The sequence below is a fragment of the Rhodococcus sp. PvR044 genome, assembly GCF_040548995.1.
GTDB classification, from domain to species: Bacteria; Actinomycetota; Actinomycetes; order Mycobacteriales; family Mycobacteriaceae; genus Rhodococcus_G; species Rhodococcus_G oryzae.
This window is the reverse complement of sequence record NZ_JBEPSX010000001.1, coordinates 483547-500089: the sequence shown is the minus strand read 5'-3', so window position 1 is coordinate 500089 and position 16543 is coordinate 483547. Positions and strand designations below refer to the sequence as shown.

At 65.7% G+C, this 16543-nt stretch carries 20 protein-coding genes; 6 read left to right on the top strand and 14 right to left on the bottom strand.

Going from position 1 to position 16543, the window contains the following annotated elements; all coding sequences use genetic code 11:
- Window positions 1-273 precede the first annotated feature (273 nt).
- Window positions 274-495, bottom strand: a complete 222-nt coding sequence (locus ABIC28_RS02180; RefSeq protein WP_354577323.1) for a Gp19/Gp15/Gp42 family protein — start codon at window positions 493-495, stop codon at window positions 274-276.
- Between the two features lie 42 nt (window positions 496-537).
- Window positions 538-1080 carry a DUF7691 family protein gene (locus tag ABIC28_RS02175; RefSeq protein WP_354577321.1) on the bottom strand — a complete coding sequence of 181 codons (543 nt, stop codon included), beginning with the start codon at window positions 1078-1080 and terminating at the stop codon, window positions 538-540.
- A 619-nt stretch (window positions 1081-1699) separates the two neighbouring features.
- Here ABIC28_RS02175 and ABIC28_RS02170 point away from each other — a divergent pair.
- Window positions 1700-1903, top strand: coding sequence for a hypothetical protein (locus ABIC28_RS02170; RefSeq protein ID WP_354577319.1), 204 nt, complete (start codon window positions 1700-1702; stop codon window positions 1901-1903).
- Between the two features lie 46 nt (window positions 1904-1949).
- Here the strand turns inward: ABIC28_RS02170 and ABIC28_RS02165 are convergent, their stop codons facing one another.
- Window positions 1950-2234, bottom strand: coding sequence for a hypothetical protein (locus ABIC28_RS02165; protein WP_354577317.1), 285 nt, complete (start codon window positions 2232-2234; stop codon window positions 1950-1952).
- 415 nt (window positions 2235-2649) lie between these two features.
- On the opposite strand from ABIC28_RS02165, the gene ABIC28_RS02160 reads away from it, so the two are divergent.
- Window positions 2650-3075 carry a hypothetical protein gene (locus ABIC28_RS02160; RefSeq protein WP_354577315.1) on the top strand — a complete coding sequence of 142 codons (426 nt, stop codon included), beginning with the start codon at window positions 2650-2652 and terminating at the stop codon, window positions 3073-3075.
- A gap of 116 nt (window positions 3076-3191) precedes the next feature.
- Window positions 3192-3425 carry a DNA sulfur modification protein DndB gene (locus tag ABIC28_RS02155; protein ID WP_354577313.1) on the top strand — a complete coding sequence of 78 codons (234 nt, stop codon included), beginning with the start codon at window positions 3192-3194 and terminating at the stop codon, window positions 3423-3425.
- A gap of 94 nt (window positions 3426-3519) precedes the next feature.
- Here the strand turns inward: ABIC28_RS02155 and ABIC28_RS02150 are convergent, their stop codons facing one another.
- The 5 genes from ABIC28_RS02150 to ABIC28_RS02130 form a co-directional block, all read right to left on the bottom strand.
- A complete protein-coding gene (locus ABIC28_RS02150) occupies window positions 3520-3828 on the bottom strand; it encodes a hypothetical protein (protein ID WP_354577311.1) in 309 nt (102 codons plus the stop codon).
- A 488-nt stretch (window positions 3829-4316) separates the two neighbouring features.
- Window positions 4317-4721: a hypothetical protein gene (locus tag ABIC28_RS02145; protein ID WP_354577309.1), complete on the bottom strand. Its 405-nt coding sequence runs from the start codon at window positions 4719-4721 to the stop codon at window positions 4317-4319.
- Between the two features lie 90 nt (window positions 4722-4811).
- Window positions 4812-5579: a hypothetical protein gene (locus tag ABIC28_RS02140; protein ID WP_354577307.1), complete on the bottom strand. Its 768-nt coding sequence runs from the start codon at window positions 5577-5579 to the stop codon at window positions 4812-4814.
- A 349-nt stretch (window positions 5580-5928) separates the two neighbouring features.
- Window positions 5929-6951, bottom strand: a complete 1023-nt coding sequence (locus ABIC28_RS02135; RefSeq protein ID WP_354577305.1) for an AAA family ATPase — start codon at window positions 6949-6951, stop codon at window positions 5929-5931.
- A gap of 550 nt (window positions 6952-7501) precedes the next feature.
- The gene (locus ABIC28_RS02130; RefSeq protein ID WP_354577303.1) at window positions 7502-8470 is read right to left on the bottom strand and encodes a hypothetical protein; all 969 of its coding nucleotides are present in this window, start codon (window positions 8468-8470) and stop codon (window positions 7502-7504) included.
- Between the two features lie 326 nt (window positions 8471-8796).
- On the opposite strand from ABIC28_RS02130, the gene ABIC28_RS02125 reads away from it, so the two are divergent.
- Window positions 8797-9345, top strand: a complete 549-nt coding sequence (locus ABIC28_RS02125; protein WP_354577301.1) for a hypothetical protein — start codon at window positions 8797-8799, stop codon at window positions 9343-9345.
- Window position 9346: 1 nt separating this feature from the next.
- On the opposite strand, the gene ABIC28_RS02120 is transcribed toward ABIC28_RS02125, so the two are convergent.
- A complete protein-coding gene (locus tag ABIC28_RS02120) occupies window positions 9347-11185 on the bottom strand; it encodes a recombinase family protein (protein ID WP_354577299.1) in 1839 nt (612 codons plus the stop codon).
- Window positions 11186-11205: 20 nt separating this feature from the next.
- Here ABIC28_RS02120 and ABIC28_RS02115 point away from each other — a divergent pair, with 20 nt between their 5' ends.
- Complete coding sequence (locus tag ABIC28_RS02115; protein WP_354577297.1) at window positions 11206-11670, top strand: tRNA (cytidine(34)-2'-O)-methyltransferase; 465 nt, start codon at window positions 11206-11208, stop codon at window positions 11668-11670.
- Here the strand turns inward: ABIC28_RS02115 and ABIC28_RS02110 are convergent.
- Genes ABIC28_RS02110 through ABIC28_RS02100 form a run of 3 tightly spaced genes read right to left on the bottom strand, consistent with a single transcriptional unit; the run spans window position 11667 to window position 13588 of the window.
- Window positions 11667-12452, bottom strand: coding sequence for a class I SAM-dependent methyltransferase (locus ABIC28_RS02110; protein ID WP_097210432.1), 786 nt, complete (start codon window positions 12450-12452; stop codon window positions 11667-11669). The genes ABIC28_RS02115 and ABIC28_RS02110 overlap by 4 nt on opposite strands.
- A 3-nt stretch (window positions 12453-12455) precedes the next feature.
- Window positions 12456-12692, bottom strand: a complete 237-nt coding sequence (locus ABIC28_RS02105) for a DUF167 domain-containing protein (protein WP_097210649.1) — start codon at window positions 12690-12692, stop codon at window positions 12456-12458.
- Between the two features lie 8 nt (window positions 12693-12700).
- On the bottom strand, window positions 12701-13588 hold the full coding sequence (locus tag ABIC28_RS02100) for a LysR family transcriptional regulator (protein WP_077040915.1): 888 nt from the start codon (window positions 13586-13588) through the stop codon (window positions 12701-12703).
- Between the two features lie 91 nt (window positions 13589-13679).
- Here ABIC28_RS02100 and ABIC28_RS02095 point away from each other — a divergent pair, with 91 nt between their 5' ends.
- Window positions 13680-14768 carry a TDT family transporter gene (locus tag ABIC28_RS02095; RefSeq protein ID WP_209928755.1) on the top strand — a complete coding sequence of 363 codons (1089 nt, stop codon included), beginning with the start codon at window positions 13680-13682 and terminating at the stop codon, window positions 14766-14768.
- 19 nt (window positions 14769-14787) lie between these two features.
- Here the strand turns inward: ABIC28_RS02095 and ABIC28_RS02090 are convergent, their stop codons facing one another.
- Window positions 14788-15915 (bottom strand): hypothetical protein, encoded by a 1128-nt coding sequence (locus ABIC28_RS02090; RefSeq protein WP_257017076.1) that lies wholly within the window; start codon window positions 15913-15915, stop codon window positions 14788-14790.
- Window positions 15916-16110: 195 nt separating this feature from the next.
- Window positions 16111-16380 (bottom strand): metal-sensitive transcriptional regulator, encoded by a 270-nt coding sequence (locus ABIC28_RS02085; protein ID WP_027501746.1) that lies wholly within the window; start codon window positions 16378-16380, stop codon window positions 16111-16113.
- Window positions 16381-16543 lie beyond the last annotated feature (163 nt).

Genomic DNA, 16543 nt, shown 5'->3' with positions numbered 1-16543 from the left:
GAGCAGGAGTCGAGGAGTCGAGGAGTCGAGAGGAGCCCCAGGTCAACAGCCTGGGGCTCCGCCGTGTAGGAGAGCATCCACACATGGTGACGTGACCACGTGGCGACGTAACGACGTAACGACGTATATACGCACAGTCACATATGCGACTGGTCGAACGTCACGTGATCACGGCATACAGACATACAGACATACAGACATACAGGCATACAGGCATACAGGCATACAGGCATACAGGCATACAGGCATACAGGCATACAGGCATAGAGGCCGCTATCCCCACGGATAGCCCCCGGAGCCGAACAACGGACCTCGGACGGGTGCAACTAGGTTGGGGACGGTGGTGAAGACCTGGATCGGTCGGATCCCGAGGATCTGCAGCTCCTCGGGGATGATCTTGCGCTTGCCCGAGGATGCCTCGCCGTTGAACTGGTACGAGTACCCGCCGTCGGTTTCCGACGTGTACCCCTCGGGGTTGCGGACGACCCGCAACACTGCCTCGGCCTCGGCCTCGGGATTGCCCCGGGTTGGGTGAAATCACCACGGCGGATAGAAGACTCCGAAGATTCCGAGATTCGATGTGGACGCCGCTTCCTGGACCCACCCCATCCAAAGGCTGATGGCCTCAGTTGCTCTGGGGTCTAGGCTGGCACGCTGATCCGGGGTGACTGTCAGCCATTGCTGCCACACGCTCCGGCATTCAGCGTTGGACCAATGACGGCCTACCGTGAAATCGTCGGGCCGGGCCGCGTCGATGTTCAGCGCTGCCAGCTCCTCGCCGAGCCACTCGACCCACTCAGCATTGAGGTCGTCCAGCCAGCGGCAATCGAATCCAGAGGCCAAGGTGCAGTAAGCGTCATTGAAGGTGTTGTCCCAGTCATTGCTGGTGGCCTCGTCGAAGATCAGCCTCCGCAATGCTTCGAGTTCAGTGATCTCCTCGGGCTCACGCTCCTCGAGGTCGGCTTCGAGGTCTTCTCGGTTCTCCTCGACGATTCGGGCGAACAGCTCGCCATCGCGTGATCCGGTCGCGGCCTCGATCTTGGCGACGTCGGCCAAAGCGAAGCTGATGTAGATGCCCATCCACGCACCGTAACGATGAGCACCGACACTGGCCAGCGCTGAACTCGGTGACTGCCTCCGATCCGACTGCACTATTCCGCCTCTGATCGCTCGGTCCAGTGCCCTGCCTAGTTCTCTCCCAAGTCCTCTGTTTGGTTTGTAGCGTCCCGGCAACTTAAGTGGCGCCTGGCCTGCCTGATTACGGGCGGTCCGGGGTGGTCCAAGCGAAACAGTGTTGGCGAAAGTTCTCCGGGGACCAGCCAGCGGTCCGCGCAAGCTCGATCGCAGCGCGTACCTCGGCAGGGTGGACACCGAAGTGGATGGACCTGTTGCTGGCCGGGAAGGAGAGCATGCCGGTACCCGGGGGTTCGGGCTCCTTGGCCCACAGCGTGGTTACGACAGCGTGGTTACGTCAGCCGCTCGTGAGAAGCGCCCCCCAATGCGCCGAACACGCTCCCGGCTGTCGAGCCTTGCCGCCGCCGGCTGTGCTGATCGACTTGGAAACCCGTACACGATGGCTCAACCGCATAACCACCCGGTCAGGATGGGGGCCGGGGATCCCCTCCCTGGGGTGCCTGAACTGCGGAAACAAGGGATCGAGAGTCGTCGGCCCGGTGTTGTCGGACCCTGGACCTACGATGTGCCGAGGCAGACTGACGACAACGGGACTCGGCCGGCTCTCGACGGCCTGGACGCGTTCTTTGCAGCGGTACTCGGCGAGGAACGCAGCGAGTCGAACCTGGTGCTGGCGAACCCGTGTTGTGCCTCAAAGGGTGAGATTCACTCGATCCAGGACATCCCCGTGATCGGGGACGGCGGCTTACTGGCCCTCTTCCAGGAGTAGCCGGCCTATCGGGCACGTACTGAGCAGCTCGTGGACTCGCCCCAGCTCATGCCAACGCGGATAGGTCGCCCGTGGTGACGGGCGCACCGTTGCGGAGCCGCTCGAACGCCTCGGGGGCGGTCTGGCCCGCCTTGAACGCCTTGTCGAGCGCACGGATCAGCTGGGTGCGGGTCTCCCTCGACTCGTCACTTCCGTCGATCTTCAGGAACAGGATGCGGGAGTCGTTGGTGTAGAGAGTGACTCCCTCGTACGGCTGTGCCCATCGACCTGGGCCTGCCAGCGGGACGGCCCCGAAGACACGGTTCTTGCCCCCGCCACGGTACGACCACACCCGCGAGGCCGCGAACGCCGCTGCCGCCGTGGATGTCTCGATGTGACGTCCCAGTGGGATCGCGATGTCCTCGCCGTGAACGTTGCTCCGGTGTGTTGGGTGGTCTCACCCGGTGCCGTTGAGCTGGCAACCGATGCCTTCCCATACCGTCCTGTTCTAGGCCGTACCGGTGCTCCCGCTGCCGTTCTGCTGCCTTGCCGCCCCCGGTGACTTCCCTCTCCCTGCTTCCTCATACTGGCCATCTCTGCGCTGAGGGAAGGGCTAGTCAAGGGGGCCGATAGGCATCACGGAGTGACGCGAAGCGCCCTTTACTCGACCGTATCGAAGTCAGATCAGCGGGCGCCATGAGGGAGGATGGGGTAATTCCGGGTGTATGGATCTGGGTTGTCGGTCTGTTGCTCTAGGATTCCGGCTCGTGCAGAGATTGTTTCGTTTCTCCTTCGAACTTCGGGCTCCTCTCACTACGCAGCAGGCCAATTTGGTACTGCCCGCAATCCGTGCGCTGATGAAGCGAGAGGGGCTGGAGCCGAATTACGGACAGCTCGAACCCGAGGGCGAGGATCAGTGGATGATGTCCGGCTGGACTGCCGATCTTGACTACGACGTATTCCTGGATCGCTATCCAGGGGGGTCGTTCGCTTGGCATGCCGGTCTTGACTACGACGTATACCTGGAGCGCAATAGGGAAATGTCGTTCGAGGATTGGCAAGAGTCGGTGCAGGAAGCCATAAAGCAGATAGTGGCGGAAGCGAATCCGGCGGCGTGGGCGTCCTGTGAGTGGCGCTACTCGGATGACGAGGACTTTGAAGTCCTCGTCTATGAGGACGCTAACGACGAGTGATGCGCTCGGTCTTTGGGTTGTAGTCGTCGTCGGTCGGGACCACAGCCAGTCGACCTAGGCAGGAGGTGGCCGATGCGCCTCCGACTGCGGGAGGTCGGTCGGGTACGGCGCCAGGCGTGCCCAGCACTGCTCGGTTGATGCAAGAAGTGGCCGGAGAGGAATGGCGCACGAAGCAGTACGAGCGGCTGGCCAGGGAAATCGATTGGCGGAGAGATGCGGCGATCTGGAAGGGCAACATCGTGTCCAACGATGGAAAAATTGCAACCAACCGTGCACCTGTGAAGCAGGCCGCCGAGAACGTCAAGACTCAACTCGGGCTTCCCCGCTCGAGCGACGGACTGGCCCCGTAAGACAGCCGTATCGTTTCGGAGTAGCTCAGGGCGCTGTGCACCGCGATGGCCCCCGGTCGCCCACGCGACTGGGGGCCGTTTGCTATTCATGCCGTCATTGGTCTTCGTCGCGGTAGTCCCATTCGAATGACACCTTTGCATGCGGCACCGCCTCGGTCACTCGACGCTGCAACGACTCCTCGAAGGGCGGGCGCCACCTGTAAAATCCGCTGAAACCTACCCAATCCTCGGAGAACACGCGCACGTCACGTCGGGTCCCGTCTTCACTGTCTCGCAAGGCGATGATCGTGTCGCTGTCCAGTTGCGTCTCCTTCAGCACCTCCTCGAACAATTGAGCGATCACTTCAGCGTCGCTGGTGGGCAGGTCGTATACGGTGAAGCAGATAGCGATAGATGTAGTCACTCCGAAGACGATAAGTTTCGCGTACGACAGGATGGCTTTGGTCTCGTCTGTGCATTCAGGGTGGTGTATGTAGCCCACGGAAGCCGCTCTCTCGTGTCCCGGCGACTTCCCCTTGAATCGACCGAGTGAGGTCAGACAATTGGGCCATGAGGAGGCCAGGGATCCAAGCAACCGTCACGGCCTTGATTGCAAAAGTCCCCTCCTCAGCCGGACCGCTTCGGCCTGCGACACGACCCCGGCCCGGTGGCCGATGCGGACACATAGGGGCAGGGGACGTAGACCTGCCACCTGAATGGTGCTCCTCGAACTGGTTGAAACTCGACCCCCAGCAAGTCGAATTGTTCCTGTTCAGGGCACCATTGTTCGTTTCCGACACGGGCGCCCGCTCAGTCAGCGCGAAAGCGCGAGGCTAGTAACACTTGCCCCGAGGGGCCCGGTTCTGATGCGGACCGGGCCCTCGACGATCCCAATTCACTGACGTCGCTGTGTCACGGGCGAGTGCTGTTTATTGTCCCGCCCCCGCCGGCCAGTGCCGCGTGGAGGACGCGAGTGCCGTTGAGCGGCATGGTCGATGAACGCTGCCGGGTGGCCCCGGCGAGTGCTGTACGGATCAAGTCCGGTGTCGATTGCGCTGCATGCTGTTCGGCTTGTTGCTTGGCCTCGCGTTCGGCGACGAACTCTTCGTGCCGGCGGTGGACCTCGATGGCGATGTCGTACCACTCTGGTTCCGGCTTATCGTCGGGGAGGCCGGGAACCGCCGTGACGTGCCGCTCCTCTAGCCTGCGACCGACCGCCTGAGCAAGGCCGCCTTGGATGGCGTCGGGCTTCCGATTGGTCGAGTTGATCTGGCGGATCAGCAGTGCTGCCGCACTGAGGTTCCTACGGGTTGTCATTGAGTCTCCTGCCTTTGCAGTTGGTGTTGTGGTGGCGTGAGCGGCCCCCGGAGGTCGGTCGCCGGGGGCCGCTCGGGATACGTGGGTTGTTCAGTGGACGATCGTCACGCGGCTGTTGACCTCCTCCGACGACTGCCGGATCTCGGCGCACTCGCGCAGTGTGTTGATCCCGAACTCGATGCCCTCGCGAGCTGCGGTGTAGAACATGGGATTGAGCGAATGCAACGTCGAATCGACATTGTTCTTGTACTGAGCGGCGTCGAGCTTGGCGAGCTGCAACGCATCCGCAGGCCGCAGGATGCGAAGCGCAACCTCGACATCGAGGCCGGCGAAGCCCGGAAGGTTTCTGGTCCCAGCGACCCAGGACGAAACCTGGTTGAGCCAAGCAGCTTCAGTCTGTGCAGTCGCATACGCGGTCACTGCAGCAGGACCCGCCTTCACCAGCGAGTCGGAATCGACCTTGTCGGGGAGTTCGCCGACGGCGGCGATGTACGCCGCTGCACGCTTTTCGAACTCCGGCGTCAGCTGCTCGATCACGACTGGAACGGCTTCAGTCGCCTTGCCCAGCACTTCACGGGCGGCTTCGTCGAGCATTCGATGCTTGGCCTCGTCCAGCGGGGTGCGGCTGAGGTGATCGCCTGTCTTCAGCGCGGGTACAAGCCGGTTGGCGAAATCGATAAGCTTCTCCTCTGCGTTGGCCGCGGTGATGTCGGCCAGGTCGAACTCGACCGTGTGGCCGGTCTCGACCCAACGGATCGCTTCGAACACGTCGACGGCGGTCGAGAGTTCCTTGGGGAGCTTGACGCCCAAGCTGCTCCAGTTGCTGACTGTGTGGGCGGTGCTGATGGTGTCGTACATAATCTTCCTAACTGTTGTGGGATGTGCTCTCGGCACACCCCGATGAGAGCTGCCTGTTGGCAGCCCTGGGTCACCACCCGTCTCGTGGTGACCGATGGGGTTCGGTTGTCCTCCTCGGGACAACCCGAATGAAGAATCACCGGCGCTCCGGTGATCCATCGGATTGATCTGAGTGGCAGCCGCATCCAGACGGCTGCCAGTGATTCACGTGATCGAGGTCGATCACATGAGATGAGGGCCGGTCTATACCGGCCTAGTCATCTGATCCCCCAACCGCTACCAAGCGGTTGAGAAGTGGGGGTGGTGGTGAGGAACGAACCACCTAAGGGGGAAACCACTACCACCACCACTACGCGGCCAGCTCCCAGGTCGTCGTCGGCCCACTACCGGTGCGAGCGAGCACCTTCGACACTCCGCCCTTAATGAGCTGGTCTCTGCAAGTCCATGCGGACTTGCCGAACTCGGCTGCCAGCAGCGGAGCAGCGGCATTCACGCCGATGCCCTGGCAGTTGGCAACCACCCACTCGGCCATTGCCCGGTTCGTGTCCAACGTGGCCTTCTCGCGGGATTGCTTCGGCTTCTCAGCTTCCGACTCGGAACGCGACACCCACGGCCCCTGCGACAGGACCCGGTAGTCCGGACCTTGCATCGGCTCCGCGATGACTTCACGCGGTTGGTCGAGCATGTTCGACTGGACCACCAACGCAGTGTTCCCGCCACGGAGCTTGCGACGGGAAGTCTGCCGCGCATGAATCCAGACGCGAGACTTCTGCACTGCTACCGATGCGCCCATTGAGGTAGCACCGGCGACAACCTGCCCCTTCTCGGACTCATGGTGAAGCACTACGACGGGAACACCTTGGTTCGTGAGCCTGGTGAGTCCGTCGAACACGGTCGTCACAACCAGGGCATCGTTCGTGTCTCCGGTGGCACCCATGAGGTTGTCGACCACCACGAAGTTGACCCCTTCGCTGACGAGATGGTCCGTGAGGGTCTCCCACTCGTCCGATCGTGCAGTGCGCCCGATGTGGAAGACCGGTACGTCGACCTCGACGCCTTCCGGCAGCGCCTTGTGGATGCGCTCCCCGTACTCCTCATCGGAACCGGGGTCCGTCCACAGAATCGCCGGTTTCCACAGTTTCGTATTGTCCGCTGGCTGAGTTCCCAGGAACTCCCGGTCTTCGACCAGCAAGGAGAGCAACATCGAACACACCAGGTACGACTTACCGACGTTCGACCTTCCGTAGATCATCGTGATTGATGAACTGACCAGCTCAGGGAACACCCATCGCTCGGCTTGCTTCGATCGTTCGTACGCTTCCTTGGTCGTGGAGCGCGGGAACCGCCTCGCGATGTCGATGGTGTGGCTCAAACGATTGACCTCCTCAGGTCGGTTATGCGCCGGATGCCGGCGTGGTTGCGGTCCCGGACCAGGTGGTCCGGCTGGTGTGGGGTCAGTTCGTCAGATCGGCCTTGAGTGCCCTCAGCGCGTCGCGGCAGCGGACTGCGTACCGCTTGCGGGCTGCCTTCTGGCAGACCTGGCATCGTCCGTTTCGACGGTGGGGCCGTCGTGCGGGTGTTCAGTGCATCTGTAGGCAGGCATGTGCCACCTCCTTCGGATCGAATACGGGTAGTCGTTGTGGGTCGAGAACGCCCCCGGGTCTGCTGTCCGACGAGACAGACCGGGGGCGACCCTCAGGAGACGGGACACGGGCTAGGCGTCCCTTATCCGTCCGATCACGCGGACGGCTCACACGCTGACGCAGGTGGACCAGCGTGGGGTTCAGGCGGTCGGCGGGAAGGGAGAGAACGCACCGCCGCTCTTCCGCCGGCGGCGCTCTAGCGGAGCTGCCGAGCGGCACGCCGCGCGGGGGGTGTACCCCTCTACTTCTAATGAACCACGTGCGCGCTTTTGACCCTGATCATGCCGAAATGCAATGTGAGACACGCCATGTAGTGCGTTCTCCCCTGATCAAGGCGTATTCGCTGCACCGGCTACGCGGGAAGAACTTCCATCGCGACGCCACTCGATCCCATCCCGGCGTCAGAGCGAGCGGCTTCGGGGTACCTCCTGTGCCGTACCTGCGGGCGATCCGGTCCGCGCTCGACAGTGGATTCCGGCACGTCGGTCGACGGCGCAGGTCGATGATCGCCTGGTGGATCGGCAGCGGGTATCCCTCACGCTCGGGGCTATACGGCTGCGACAGCTCCACGAGGACCTCACGGGCCTCGATCGAGGTGATCTGACGAGACCGGGCATTGTGGTGCAGGTACGGCAGTCGCTCGCGGGGTGCTGGTACCGGCTTGAACATCTCGGGATCTCGCCGAGGCTGTAGCCGGCTCCACTCCGTCGGTGCAATGTCCATCTCGCCGATCCCCGCGACCGTGATCGTCGACAATTCCGGCAGCCGCCGAGGCAGCTTTCGACGAGGACTCTCCTCCGCCCGTCGAGCACGGTCGCGGGCGTTCTTGACGTCTTTGCGGCAACGCTCCGAGCAATACTCCGGCTGAGCGCCGGCGTTGCGGTGCACAACCCCATCGGGCTCGGTTGGCAGCTCCAGCGGGTTGCCACACGATCGGCAGACCTCGAGCTGGTTCTGGTTCGTTGCGTCCTTCTGGCTGACGGCGTAACCGCTTGGGTCCAGGCCCTCCGGCCATGTGTCGACGTTCCTTCGCTCCCATCGACCCCGGTCGAGGTGCTCCCAGCACCGATACGGTGCGAGACCCTTGGAGTTGCCGGTTCCTTTGGAATCCTTCGTGGCCTTTGGCTTCTCAGCCTCGGCTGCCAGCTCCGGATGCTCCGCGAGGAACTGCTGCCAGCCCGCAGGATTTCCGTAGCGCAGATCACTAGCCGCGTCGATCAACTCGCGGTCGAACGTCGGCGCGCTCACGCGGCCACCATCACGTAGTAGGTCAAAGTCATCTCGTTGTTGTTCATGGCAGCTCGTCCCGCTGCCGTGGGTTGGTCCGGATCTGGACCGCGTCATCGACGACCCGTGAACATTGGCATGGTCGACACATGTCGGTCAAGGTGTTAATGCCGATGTGACCTGAATCGCTAACACATCGCCAGACGTATGTCGCCCGGGGTAATGTGACAGGCGTGACGAGTTCGGATCGAGCAGGTAGACGCGACGTCGACGTTTCCGTTGTGCAGCGGATCGGTCCGTGGCAGGTCGAGTTGGGTTGGCCCGACGACTCATTCCAGGTAGGCCCGGTGTCCATCACGATCACGGCGGCACCGGACGCAACGGATGACCAATTGCTGGGCGGTCTGTCATCTACGGTTCTCCGTCAGATCGATTTCCCAGCGGCCAGGTCAGACTGGCAAGTGCAAAGAATCGTGACGCCGAAACCTATCGACTCGGCAAATTCGCCGAAGTGGTTGTCCCCGTGGACGAAGGAAGAGGTCATGAACTCGCGAGCGGAGGGCTTACAAGAGACTCTTGCTCGCGACGGAGTGGCTGACGGATACCTCGCCCTGCTCGCCGAGGCGTACGTGGCTCTGGTTGGCTCGGGAGAAAGCTCGGTCGCGGCGAAGCTCGCCGAGATGACCGGTCGATCCCGCGACACTGCGAGGCAGCACCTGCACCGTGCCCGTAAGGCAGGGATGCTCACCTCGATCCCCGGTAAGGCGGGCGGCGTGCTGACCGCCAAGGCGATCAAGGCCATACAGCATGAGATTGAAGGTCCAGACGCCCCCGAGGCCGAATGGGAAATGGCACAGCGCCTTGCGGCCAAAATGGGCGGGGGAGCGTCGAGCTAGGTCACTCCTCGGACTCGCCCAGCGGAACCTCGATCCACTCCCCGGATGGCTGGTGGTAGAAGCCTCTGCCGTCGATGGTCCACACGATCCGCACATCGTCGTCGTTCGTAATCTCCGAAATACCGATCTCGCCGAGCCAGTTCGGGGTCTCGACCTGCTCGCCGGACTTCAGGACAACGACGGTCCTGTCCTCGTGGGTCTCGATTCCCCGGATGCCGGCCTCTCGCATCGTCGCCCAGTGCTCCGGCAGGAGCTTGGTGTGATCAGCCGGGTCCACGTCGCGGTGCGGGTCATTGTCGGCCAACGTACGACGCTGGGTCACTCCCGAGACCAGCGTCTGCCTCAAGGGCTCGGGCGTGTAGACGCTGCTGACCCACACGGAGTCTGGCCCTCGCCCTCGGTCTGTGAGACCGAACCCGAACGTCATCCCTGACTTCATGATGAGCTGCCACCGCTCAGCCTCCCCTAACGCCTCCCAGGCGTCGCGGTATGTGCCGCCGATCTGCTTGTACTCCCATCGAGCCTCTCGAACCGGCTGCGTCTCAAGATTCCGGATCCGCTCGTCCAGCGCGGTGATCTGCCGCGTGATGCGCTGGCGTGCGGTTGCTGACCCGAGAGTCCCCAGCACCTCGGTGAGCTCGTCCAGCGCCGCGACTGCGTCCCTGAGCTCCCGCTCGGTCGAATCGCCCGGAGCCCACACTCGCTCCATCACCGGCAGGTCGCCGGCCTCATCCAGGAACGACTCCGCTACGGCCTTCTCGGCCTGGTCGGCAGGGATCATCGATGCCCGCTCATGCTTCTGGATGTTCGGGCAGCGGTAATAGAAGTACTCGTGCCCCCTGGAGACGGTGCGGTTGTGCCACAGCGGAGAGTGGCACCAGTAGCAGTAGACGAGCCCGACCAACGGGCTGGCATCCGGTCGCCGGTAGTGGCTACGACGCTCTCGGTGACCGTCGAATATCGCTTGGAGGGCCTCCCACTCGTCGGCATCCACCAGCGGCTCATCCGCGAGTTGCAGGGGCATCCCGTCGTCTCCGCGTGCGACCTGGCCCTTGTGGTGGACATATCCACGCAGGGCCGGGTTCGTCAGCAGGTTGCGGAGCGCAGTAGACCGCCACTCCGAAGCCCTCTTCTCCCCCGCTGCCAACTTCAGCGACGGCTTCCCCACCTTTGCCGTCTCGTAGTAGTCCCGTGGCGTCCTGTACCCGTCATCGTTCAGCTTCGACACGACTCGAGACACGGGCTTACCGTCCAGCACGTCGGCCACGATCTCCCCGACCAGGTCAGCCGCCACCTTGTCGATCTCAAGCATCCAGCCGCCACCAGCACGCTGCTTCTTGCGGTACCCGAACGGGGGTTTGCCACCTGCGAACCGAGCCGACTCCCTCAGCTTCACACGGGAGCCCCTTGCCCTCTCGCGGATAGCCTCCAGTTCCCCCTCTGCAAGGCCGGCGATGACGCCGGCCAGCATCCGACCAGCCCACGAGCCGAGATCGATAGACTCAGAGCAGGAAACCAGCGTCTTGTTGTGGTCCATGCACCAGCCGAACAGCTTGTTGAGCTGGATTGCGTTACGACCGAGCCGGTCGAGCTTCCACGCGGCGATGACGTCGTAGTCCTCGACACGATGGTTCAGCCACTGGCCTAGCTGCGGAGTATCGAACGGGTCGACTGCACCAGATACGTCCGCATCCTCGGCCCAGCCGACCACGGTGTGGCCCTGGATTTCGGCCCACCGCTGAACCGCCTCGCGTTGACGTTCGATCGAGGTCGACTCGTCGGTAAGTCGGGACAGTCGGAGCCTGCCGAGAACGCGCAGACCTGGAGAAGCCGATTCCATATCCTGTACGGTAGCCTGTTGTGTACAGGTTGATGTTCCACGAGCCTCGCATCCCACCGAATACCGGCAACGCGATCCGACTTGTCGCGGGCACCGGGTGCGAGCTGCACCTGGTCGGTCCGCTCGGCTTCGACCTGTCCGAGCCGAAGCTGCGCCGGGCGGGCCTGGACTACCACGACCTGGCCTCGGTGACCGTGCACGAGAACCTCGAGGCGGCGTGGGCCGCGCTGGCACCCGAGCGGGTGTACGCGTTCACCGCGCACGGGCAGACCTCGTTCGCGGACGTCGAGTACCAACCGGGCGACGTGCTGCTGTTCGGCCCCGAGCCGACCGGGCTGTCGGCAGAGGTGCTCGCGGACCCGCACGTCACCGCCCAGCTGCGGATCCCGATGGTCCCGGGCAGGCGCTCGCTCAACCTGTCCAATGCCGCGGCCGTCGTCGTGTACGAGGCCTGGCGCCAGCACGGCTTCGCGGGCGGGAGCTAGCGTGGCCCGGTCGCCACGGCGAACGCCACCCGCATCTGGGTGAACCGGAACAGGCCGGGACCGCCCGAGACCTCCTCGTAGGCGCGCACCACGTCGTCGACGAACCGCGGCACCCGGTCTTCGTCCAGCCGGGCGGTCCAGGCCGCGAAACCCACCGCGCACCAGCGGGAGAACTCGTCCCGCGATCCGAAGTCCCAGTCGAGATCCGAGGTCCGCAGGTCGGTCACGACGAGGCCGGCCGACGCGGCCAGCTCCGGATAGGCGGCCGGGTCCACGTGGGTGAACGGCGCCTCGAACTCGGCGAACGAGGCGGCCCACGCCTGCTCCCGGCACACGCGCATGGCCACCGACTCGAGGCTCGGCCGCTCGCTCGCGCACACCATCTGGATGATCCCCCGCGCGCTGGGGTGCGCGGCGCGGGCGATGCCGGCCAGCGCCCGGCGCTGCTCGCTCACCCAGTGCAGCGCGTTGAACGAGACCACGACGTCGAACTCGTCCTCGAACGGCAGCTCGCGCGCGTCCGCGACGAGGAAGGTCGCGGACGCCCCATCGGGCACCGGCCTCGACCGGGCCTTGTCGATCATTTTCGCCGAGACGTCGACACCGACCACCGACCCCCGCGGCAACCGCCGGGCCAGGGCGAGCGTGATGAACCCGTCGCCGCACCCGACGTCGAGCAGACGCTCGGTGCCGGTCAGCTCGAGACCGGACAGCGACCTCTCGGCCAGCGTCCGCTGCAGGCCACTGACCTCTGCGTACCCCTCACCGTCCCATTCGGACACGGGTCAATCCTGCACCTCGAAGCGCTTGTGGCGGGAGGTTTGCCCGGATATCAGCCGCACAGACCTCTTCGGCAGGCCCAGATGCGCGGCGAGCAACTCCTCGGCGGCCTTGTTGGCCTTGCCCTCCACCGCCGGTGCGCGCACGTACAGCAGCAGGGTGCCGTCCTCGAGGACCTCGACCAGCGGCCCCTTCTTGCTGTTCGGCTTGATCTGCGCGGCGACGACGCGGGGTCCGGACACCGGCGCCCTCACCCCGCCGCGATGTCGAGGAAGTCGCGGGCGGGCCCGCGCAGGCCGCGATCAGCGGACCACACCGCGAGCAGCCGGCGCGGCAGCCGAAGGCCCTGCACCTCGACGGACACCAGTCGTCCGTCCGTCAGGTCCGCCGCCACCGCCAGCGAGGACACCACGGCGGGCGCGTTGCCCGCGACGACGGCGGCCTTGACCGCCGTGCACGAGGTGAGCTCGAGCAGCGGGTCCACGCACCCGGGTACGGCGTTCTCGAGCGTGTTCCTTGTCCCCGAACCGAACTCGCGCTGGATCAACGGTGTCCTGGCGAGTTCGATCGGGGTGATGGGCGCCGCGCTCGCCCACGGGTGCCCGGGAGGGACGACCACCACCAACTCGTCGCGCGCCACCTCCCGCGCATGGAGTCCGGCCGGCACGTCCGGCCCCTCCACGAAGCCGAGGTCCGCCTCCCCCGCCAGCACCTGTGCCGCGACGTCGGTCGAGTTCAGCAGCCGCACCGAGGTCACCACGGTCGGGTTCTTGCGCCGCATGGTCACCGTCCAGCCCGGCACCAGGTACTCGGCGATCGTCATGCTCGCCGCCACCGTCAGGTTGGCCTCGCGCTCGCCGCGCAGCGCCGAGATCCCCGACGCCAGCTCCTCGGCGGCGGCGAGCGTGCCCGCCGCCCACTCCAGCACGAGCCCGCCCTCGTAGGTCGGGGTGACGCCGGTGGTGGCGCGGTCGAACACCCTGATCCCGAGCAGCCGTTCGGCCGAGCGGATCCGGGCGCTGACGGCCTGTTGGCTGAGTCCGTGTTCGCGACCCGCGGCCCCCATGCTGCCGAGCCGGGCGACGGAGACCAGGACGTCGAGGGCGGCGAGTTCGGGGACACGCGGGGACAACGGCATACCAACAGAATAGGCCGCCACAACCTGAAGTTGTGACAAGCCAACCACAAGCCGTCTACCGGCGCCGACGTCCGGACGGCAGTCTTTAATCATGCTCACGACCGCCCCCGCCCCCGCCACAACCGCCCGCCGCAGCCCCGCGTTGGCGCACCTGACGCCGAACTGGTTCGCGGTGGTGATGGGCACCGGGATCATCGCGGTGGGCGCGGCCTCGCTCCCGGTAGATCTGCCGGGCCGCGACTCGATCGCGCGGGGGTTCTGGGTGCTGGCGACCGCCGCGTTGCTGCTGCTCTCGGTCGCATTCGCGACCCACTGGGTGCGCCATCGCGAGCAGGCACTCGGCTACGCCCGCAATCCGGCGATGGCGCCCTTCTACGGCGCACTGCCGATGGCCGTGCTGACCGTCGGCGCGGGCACCGCGGCCGTCGGCACCGAGATCTTCGGCCCGTCCGCCATCGTGGTCGCCGCGGTCCTGTGGGCGCTCGGCACCGTGGCCGGGGTCACCGCGGCCGTCGTCGTGCCGCCGCGCATGTTGTCCGGCGGCACTCCCGGTCCCGTGTGGCTGATGCCGGTGGTGCCGCCGATGGTGTCCGCCACCACCGGGGCCGCGCTCATCCCCCACCTGCCGGAGGGCCAGGCCCGGCTCGCCATGCTGATCGGCTGCTACGCCCTTTTCGCGATGGCCCTGACCGCGGCCGTCGTGACGATGGCGGTGGTGATCCGGCATCTCGCCCGCACCGGGCTGCCCGCCGTGCAGGCCATCCCGACCATGTGGATCCCGCTGGGCATCATCGGGCAGTCGATCGCCGCCGCGAACCTGCTCGGACGGGTCTCCGACACCACGGTCTCGTCCGGCGCGGCCGCCGGGCTCCGCGCGTTCGGCATCGCCTACGGCACCGCGATGGCGGGTGTGGGCGCGCTGGTCCTCGGCTACGCGTGTCTGCTCACCGCACGGGCCGCGGGCCACGGGCTCCGCTTCTCGATGAGCTGGTGGAGCTTCACCTTCCCGCTCGGTGCCTGCGCCGTCGGCGCGGGAGCGCTGGGGATCGCAACCGATTCCGTTGCCGTCCAGTGGTTTTCCGTGGCCCTGCTCGCATCGCTGCTCGCCATCTGGGCCGTGGTCGCCGCGAACACCGCGCGCGGGGTGTGGACGAGGGCACTGTTCGTCCCCGCCCCCTGAGCCCCGCCGTCGCGCGGCGTCAGAGCAGGAACACCAGCACCGCACCGATCAGGGCGACCGCCGCGATGAGCGCGAGCGCGCCGGCCAGCATCACCGGCCTGCCACCTCCCGAGGGTGCGTCCGCGTCCGCGTCGCCGTCGGGATCTGCGTCCGCGTCGCCCTCCCGAACGGCCTGGATCGCCCCGACCGCGGATGCGGTGAGCAGGCTCGAACGTTCGTGGGCGTCGGTCACCTCGCGCACCGAACCCGGGATCGCGCTGATCACCTCGGTGACGTCATACGACGGCGGCAGGCCGATCCGTCGGATCGCCATCGCCGGGGTCTGGAATCCGGCGGCCAGGATCGCCGCACCCAGCGCGGCGGCCTGCTCCGGACCCGGGCCCACCACGCTGTGCACGCCGAGCCGGTCGGTCAGCGCGGTCGCGACGCCCTTCATGGCAACCGTGTCCCGCGCCACCAGTCCGTCCCCGGTCACGATCACGGCGTCGAGGTTCGAGGGCAACCACCCGAAGGCCCCGAGCGCGGTGGAGAGCTGCGCGGTCGGCGACGTCCCGCTGCCCGCGGGGAACCGGAAGGAGCGACCGACCAGGACACCCGAGCGCACCAGGCTCACGGTCGTTCCCGCGTCGTCCGCGTGATACGTCCCGATCAGCTGGCCCGGTGTCTCCGCGACCTCGGATTCGAACCAGGCACACGTCGCCTCGGCGTCGGACACCAGCGTGATCTGCGGCATGCCGCCGTAGTCGAGCGATTCGCGGAGGTCCGCCACGGACTCGGAATCCCAGTTGGACGGGTAGGTCGCCCAGACGTGCGGCGTGCCGCCGTCCCGACCACCGTGGTCCGGCAGCGGCTCACACTCGTGCAACAGGCTGCTGATCGCCGTCGCGACCACGTCCTCCGCCCGATAGCGGGTGCCGTCGCTCGCCGCGACCCCCTCGGGGTCGCCCACTCTCGACAGGAACCCGGACAGCGTGTGCTCCGTCCCACCGTCCTGTCCGACACCGCCGAGCACGGTGCTCCCATCCGAGCCAACATGCAGCACCGTGTCGCGGACGATGACTATGGGGTCCGGGGTTCCCACGCCGTTCGACGCGATCACCGTGTGCGACACGATGCTGCCCACCCTGAGCCCAATTCCCACGGACACGCCAACACCTCATTCGGTATGAACAGATCACCGCCCGCGCGCCGAATCATTCAGCGCGCGGCCGGGTTACATCTTGCTATGCCGACGTTCAGGTGGGCGTTGCGACACGACGGCAAGAGCGCCCGGTTCCCATTTCTTTACGACGCCCGAGCGGGCGTTCGGGGTCCGGCGGACCGCCGGTGGCGCGGCCAGGCGTCAGGCCAACGCCAGGAAGAGCTTCTCGAGCTCCGCCTCGGTCATCGGCTCCTGGTTGTCCCGGTTGGTTCCGGACAGGCAATCGCGCAGGCCGGTAGCGACGATCTTGAAGCCGGCGCGGTCCAACGCACGCGAGACCGCGGCGAGCTGGGTCACCACGTCCTTGCAGTCGCGGCCGCTCTCGATCATCGAGATGACGCCCGCCAGTTGGCCCTGCGCGCGCCGCAGCCTGTTGAGCACCAACGCGATGCTCTCCTCGTCACCCGTCATTGCGCCACTCCCTGTTCTCACGTCCGGATCCGTCGACTCCAATGGTACCCGCCGGGGTATGTGAACGCGGGCGGGTGCGGCCCTGGCCTGCACGGATGCTAATGTCAGCCGTGTTGAGACACGGGGTGCTCCGCAAGTCGCGGGGCTGAGAGCAGACCCGAGA

Excerpts from the sequence above, each read along its gene's own strand:
- ABIC28_RS02175 (WP_354577321.1), bottom strand. The coding sequence starts at position 1,080 with ATGGGCATCTACATCAGCTTCGCTTTGGCCGACGTCGCCAAGATCGAG.
- ABIC28_RS02145 (WP_354577309.1), bottom strand. The coding sequence starts at position 4,721 with ATGACAACCCGTAGGAACCTCAGTGCGGCAGCACTGCTGATCCGCCAG.
- ABIC28_RS02140 (WP_354577307.1), bottom strand. The coding sequence starts at position 5,579 with ATGTACGACACCATCAGCACCGCCCACACAGTCAGCAACTGGAGCAGC.
- ABIC28_RS02120 (WP_354577299.1), bottom strand. The coding sequence starts at position 11,185 with ATGGAATCGGCTTCTCCAGGTCTGCGCGTTCTCGGCAGGCTCCGACTG.
- ABIC28_RS02100 (WP_077040915.1), bottom strand. The coding sequence starts at position 13,588 with ATGCCGTTGTCCCCGCGTGTCCCCGAACTCGCCGCCCTCGACGTCCTG.
- ABIC28_RS02095 (WP_209928755.1), top strand. The coding sequence starts at position 13,680 with ATGCTCACGACCGCCCCCGCCCCCGCCACAACCGCCCGCCGCAGCCCC.
- ABIC28_RS02085 (WP_027501746.1), bottom strand. The coding sequence starts at position 16,380 with ATGACGGGTGACGAGGAGAGCATCGCGTTGGTGCTCAACAGGCTGCGG.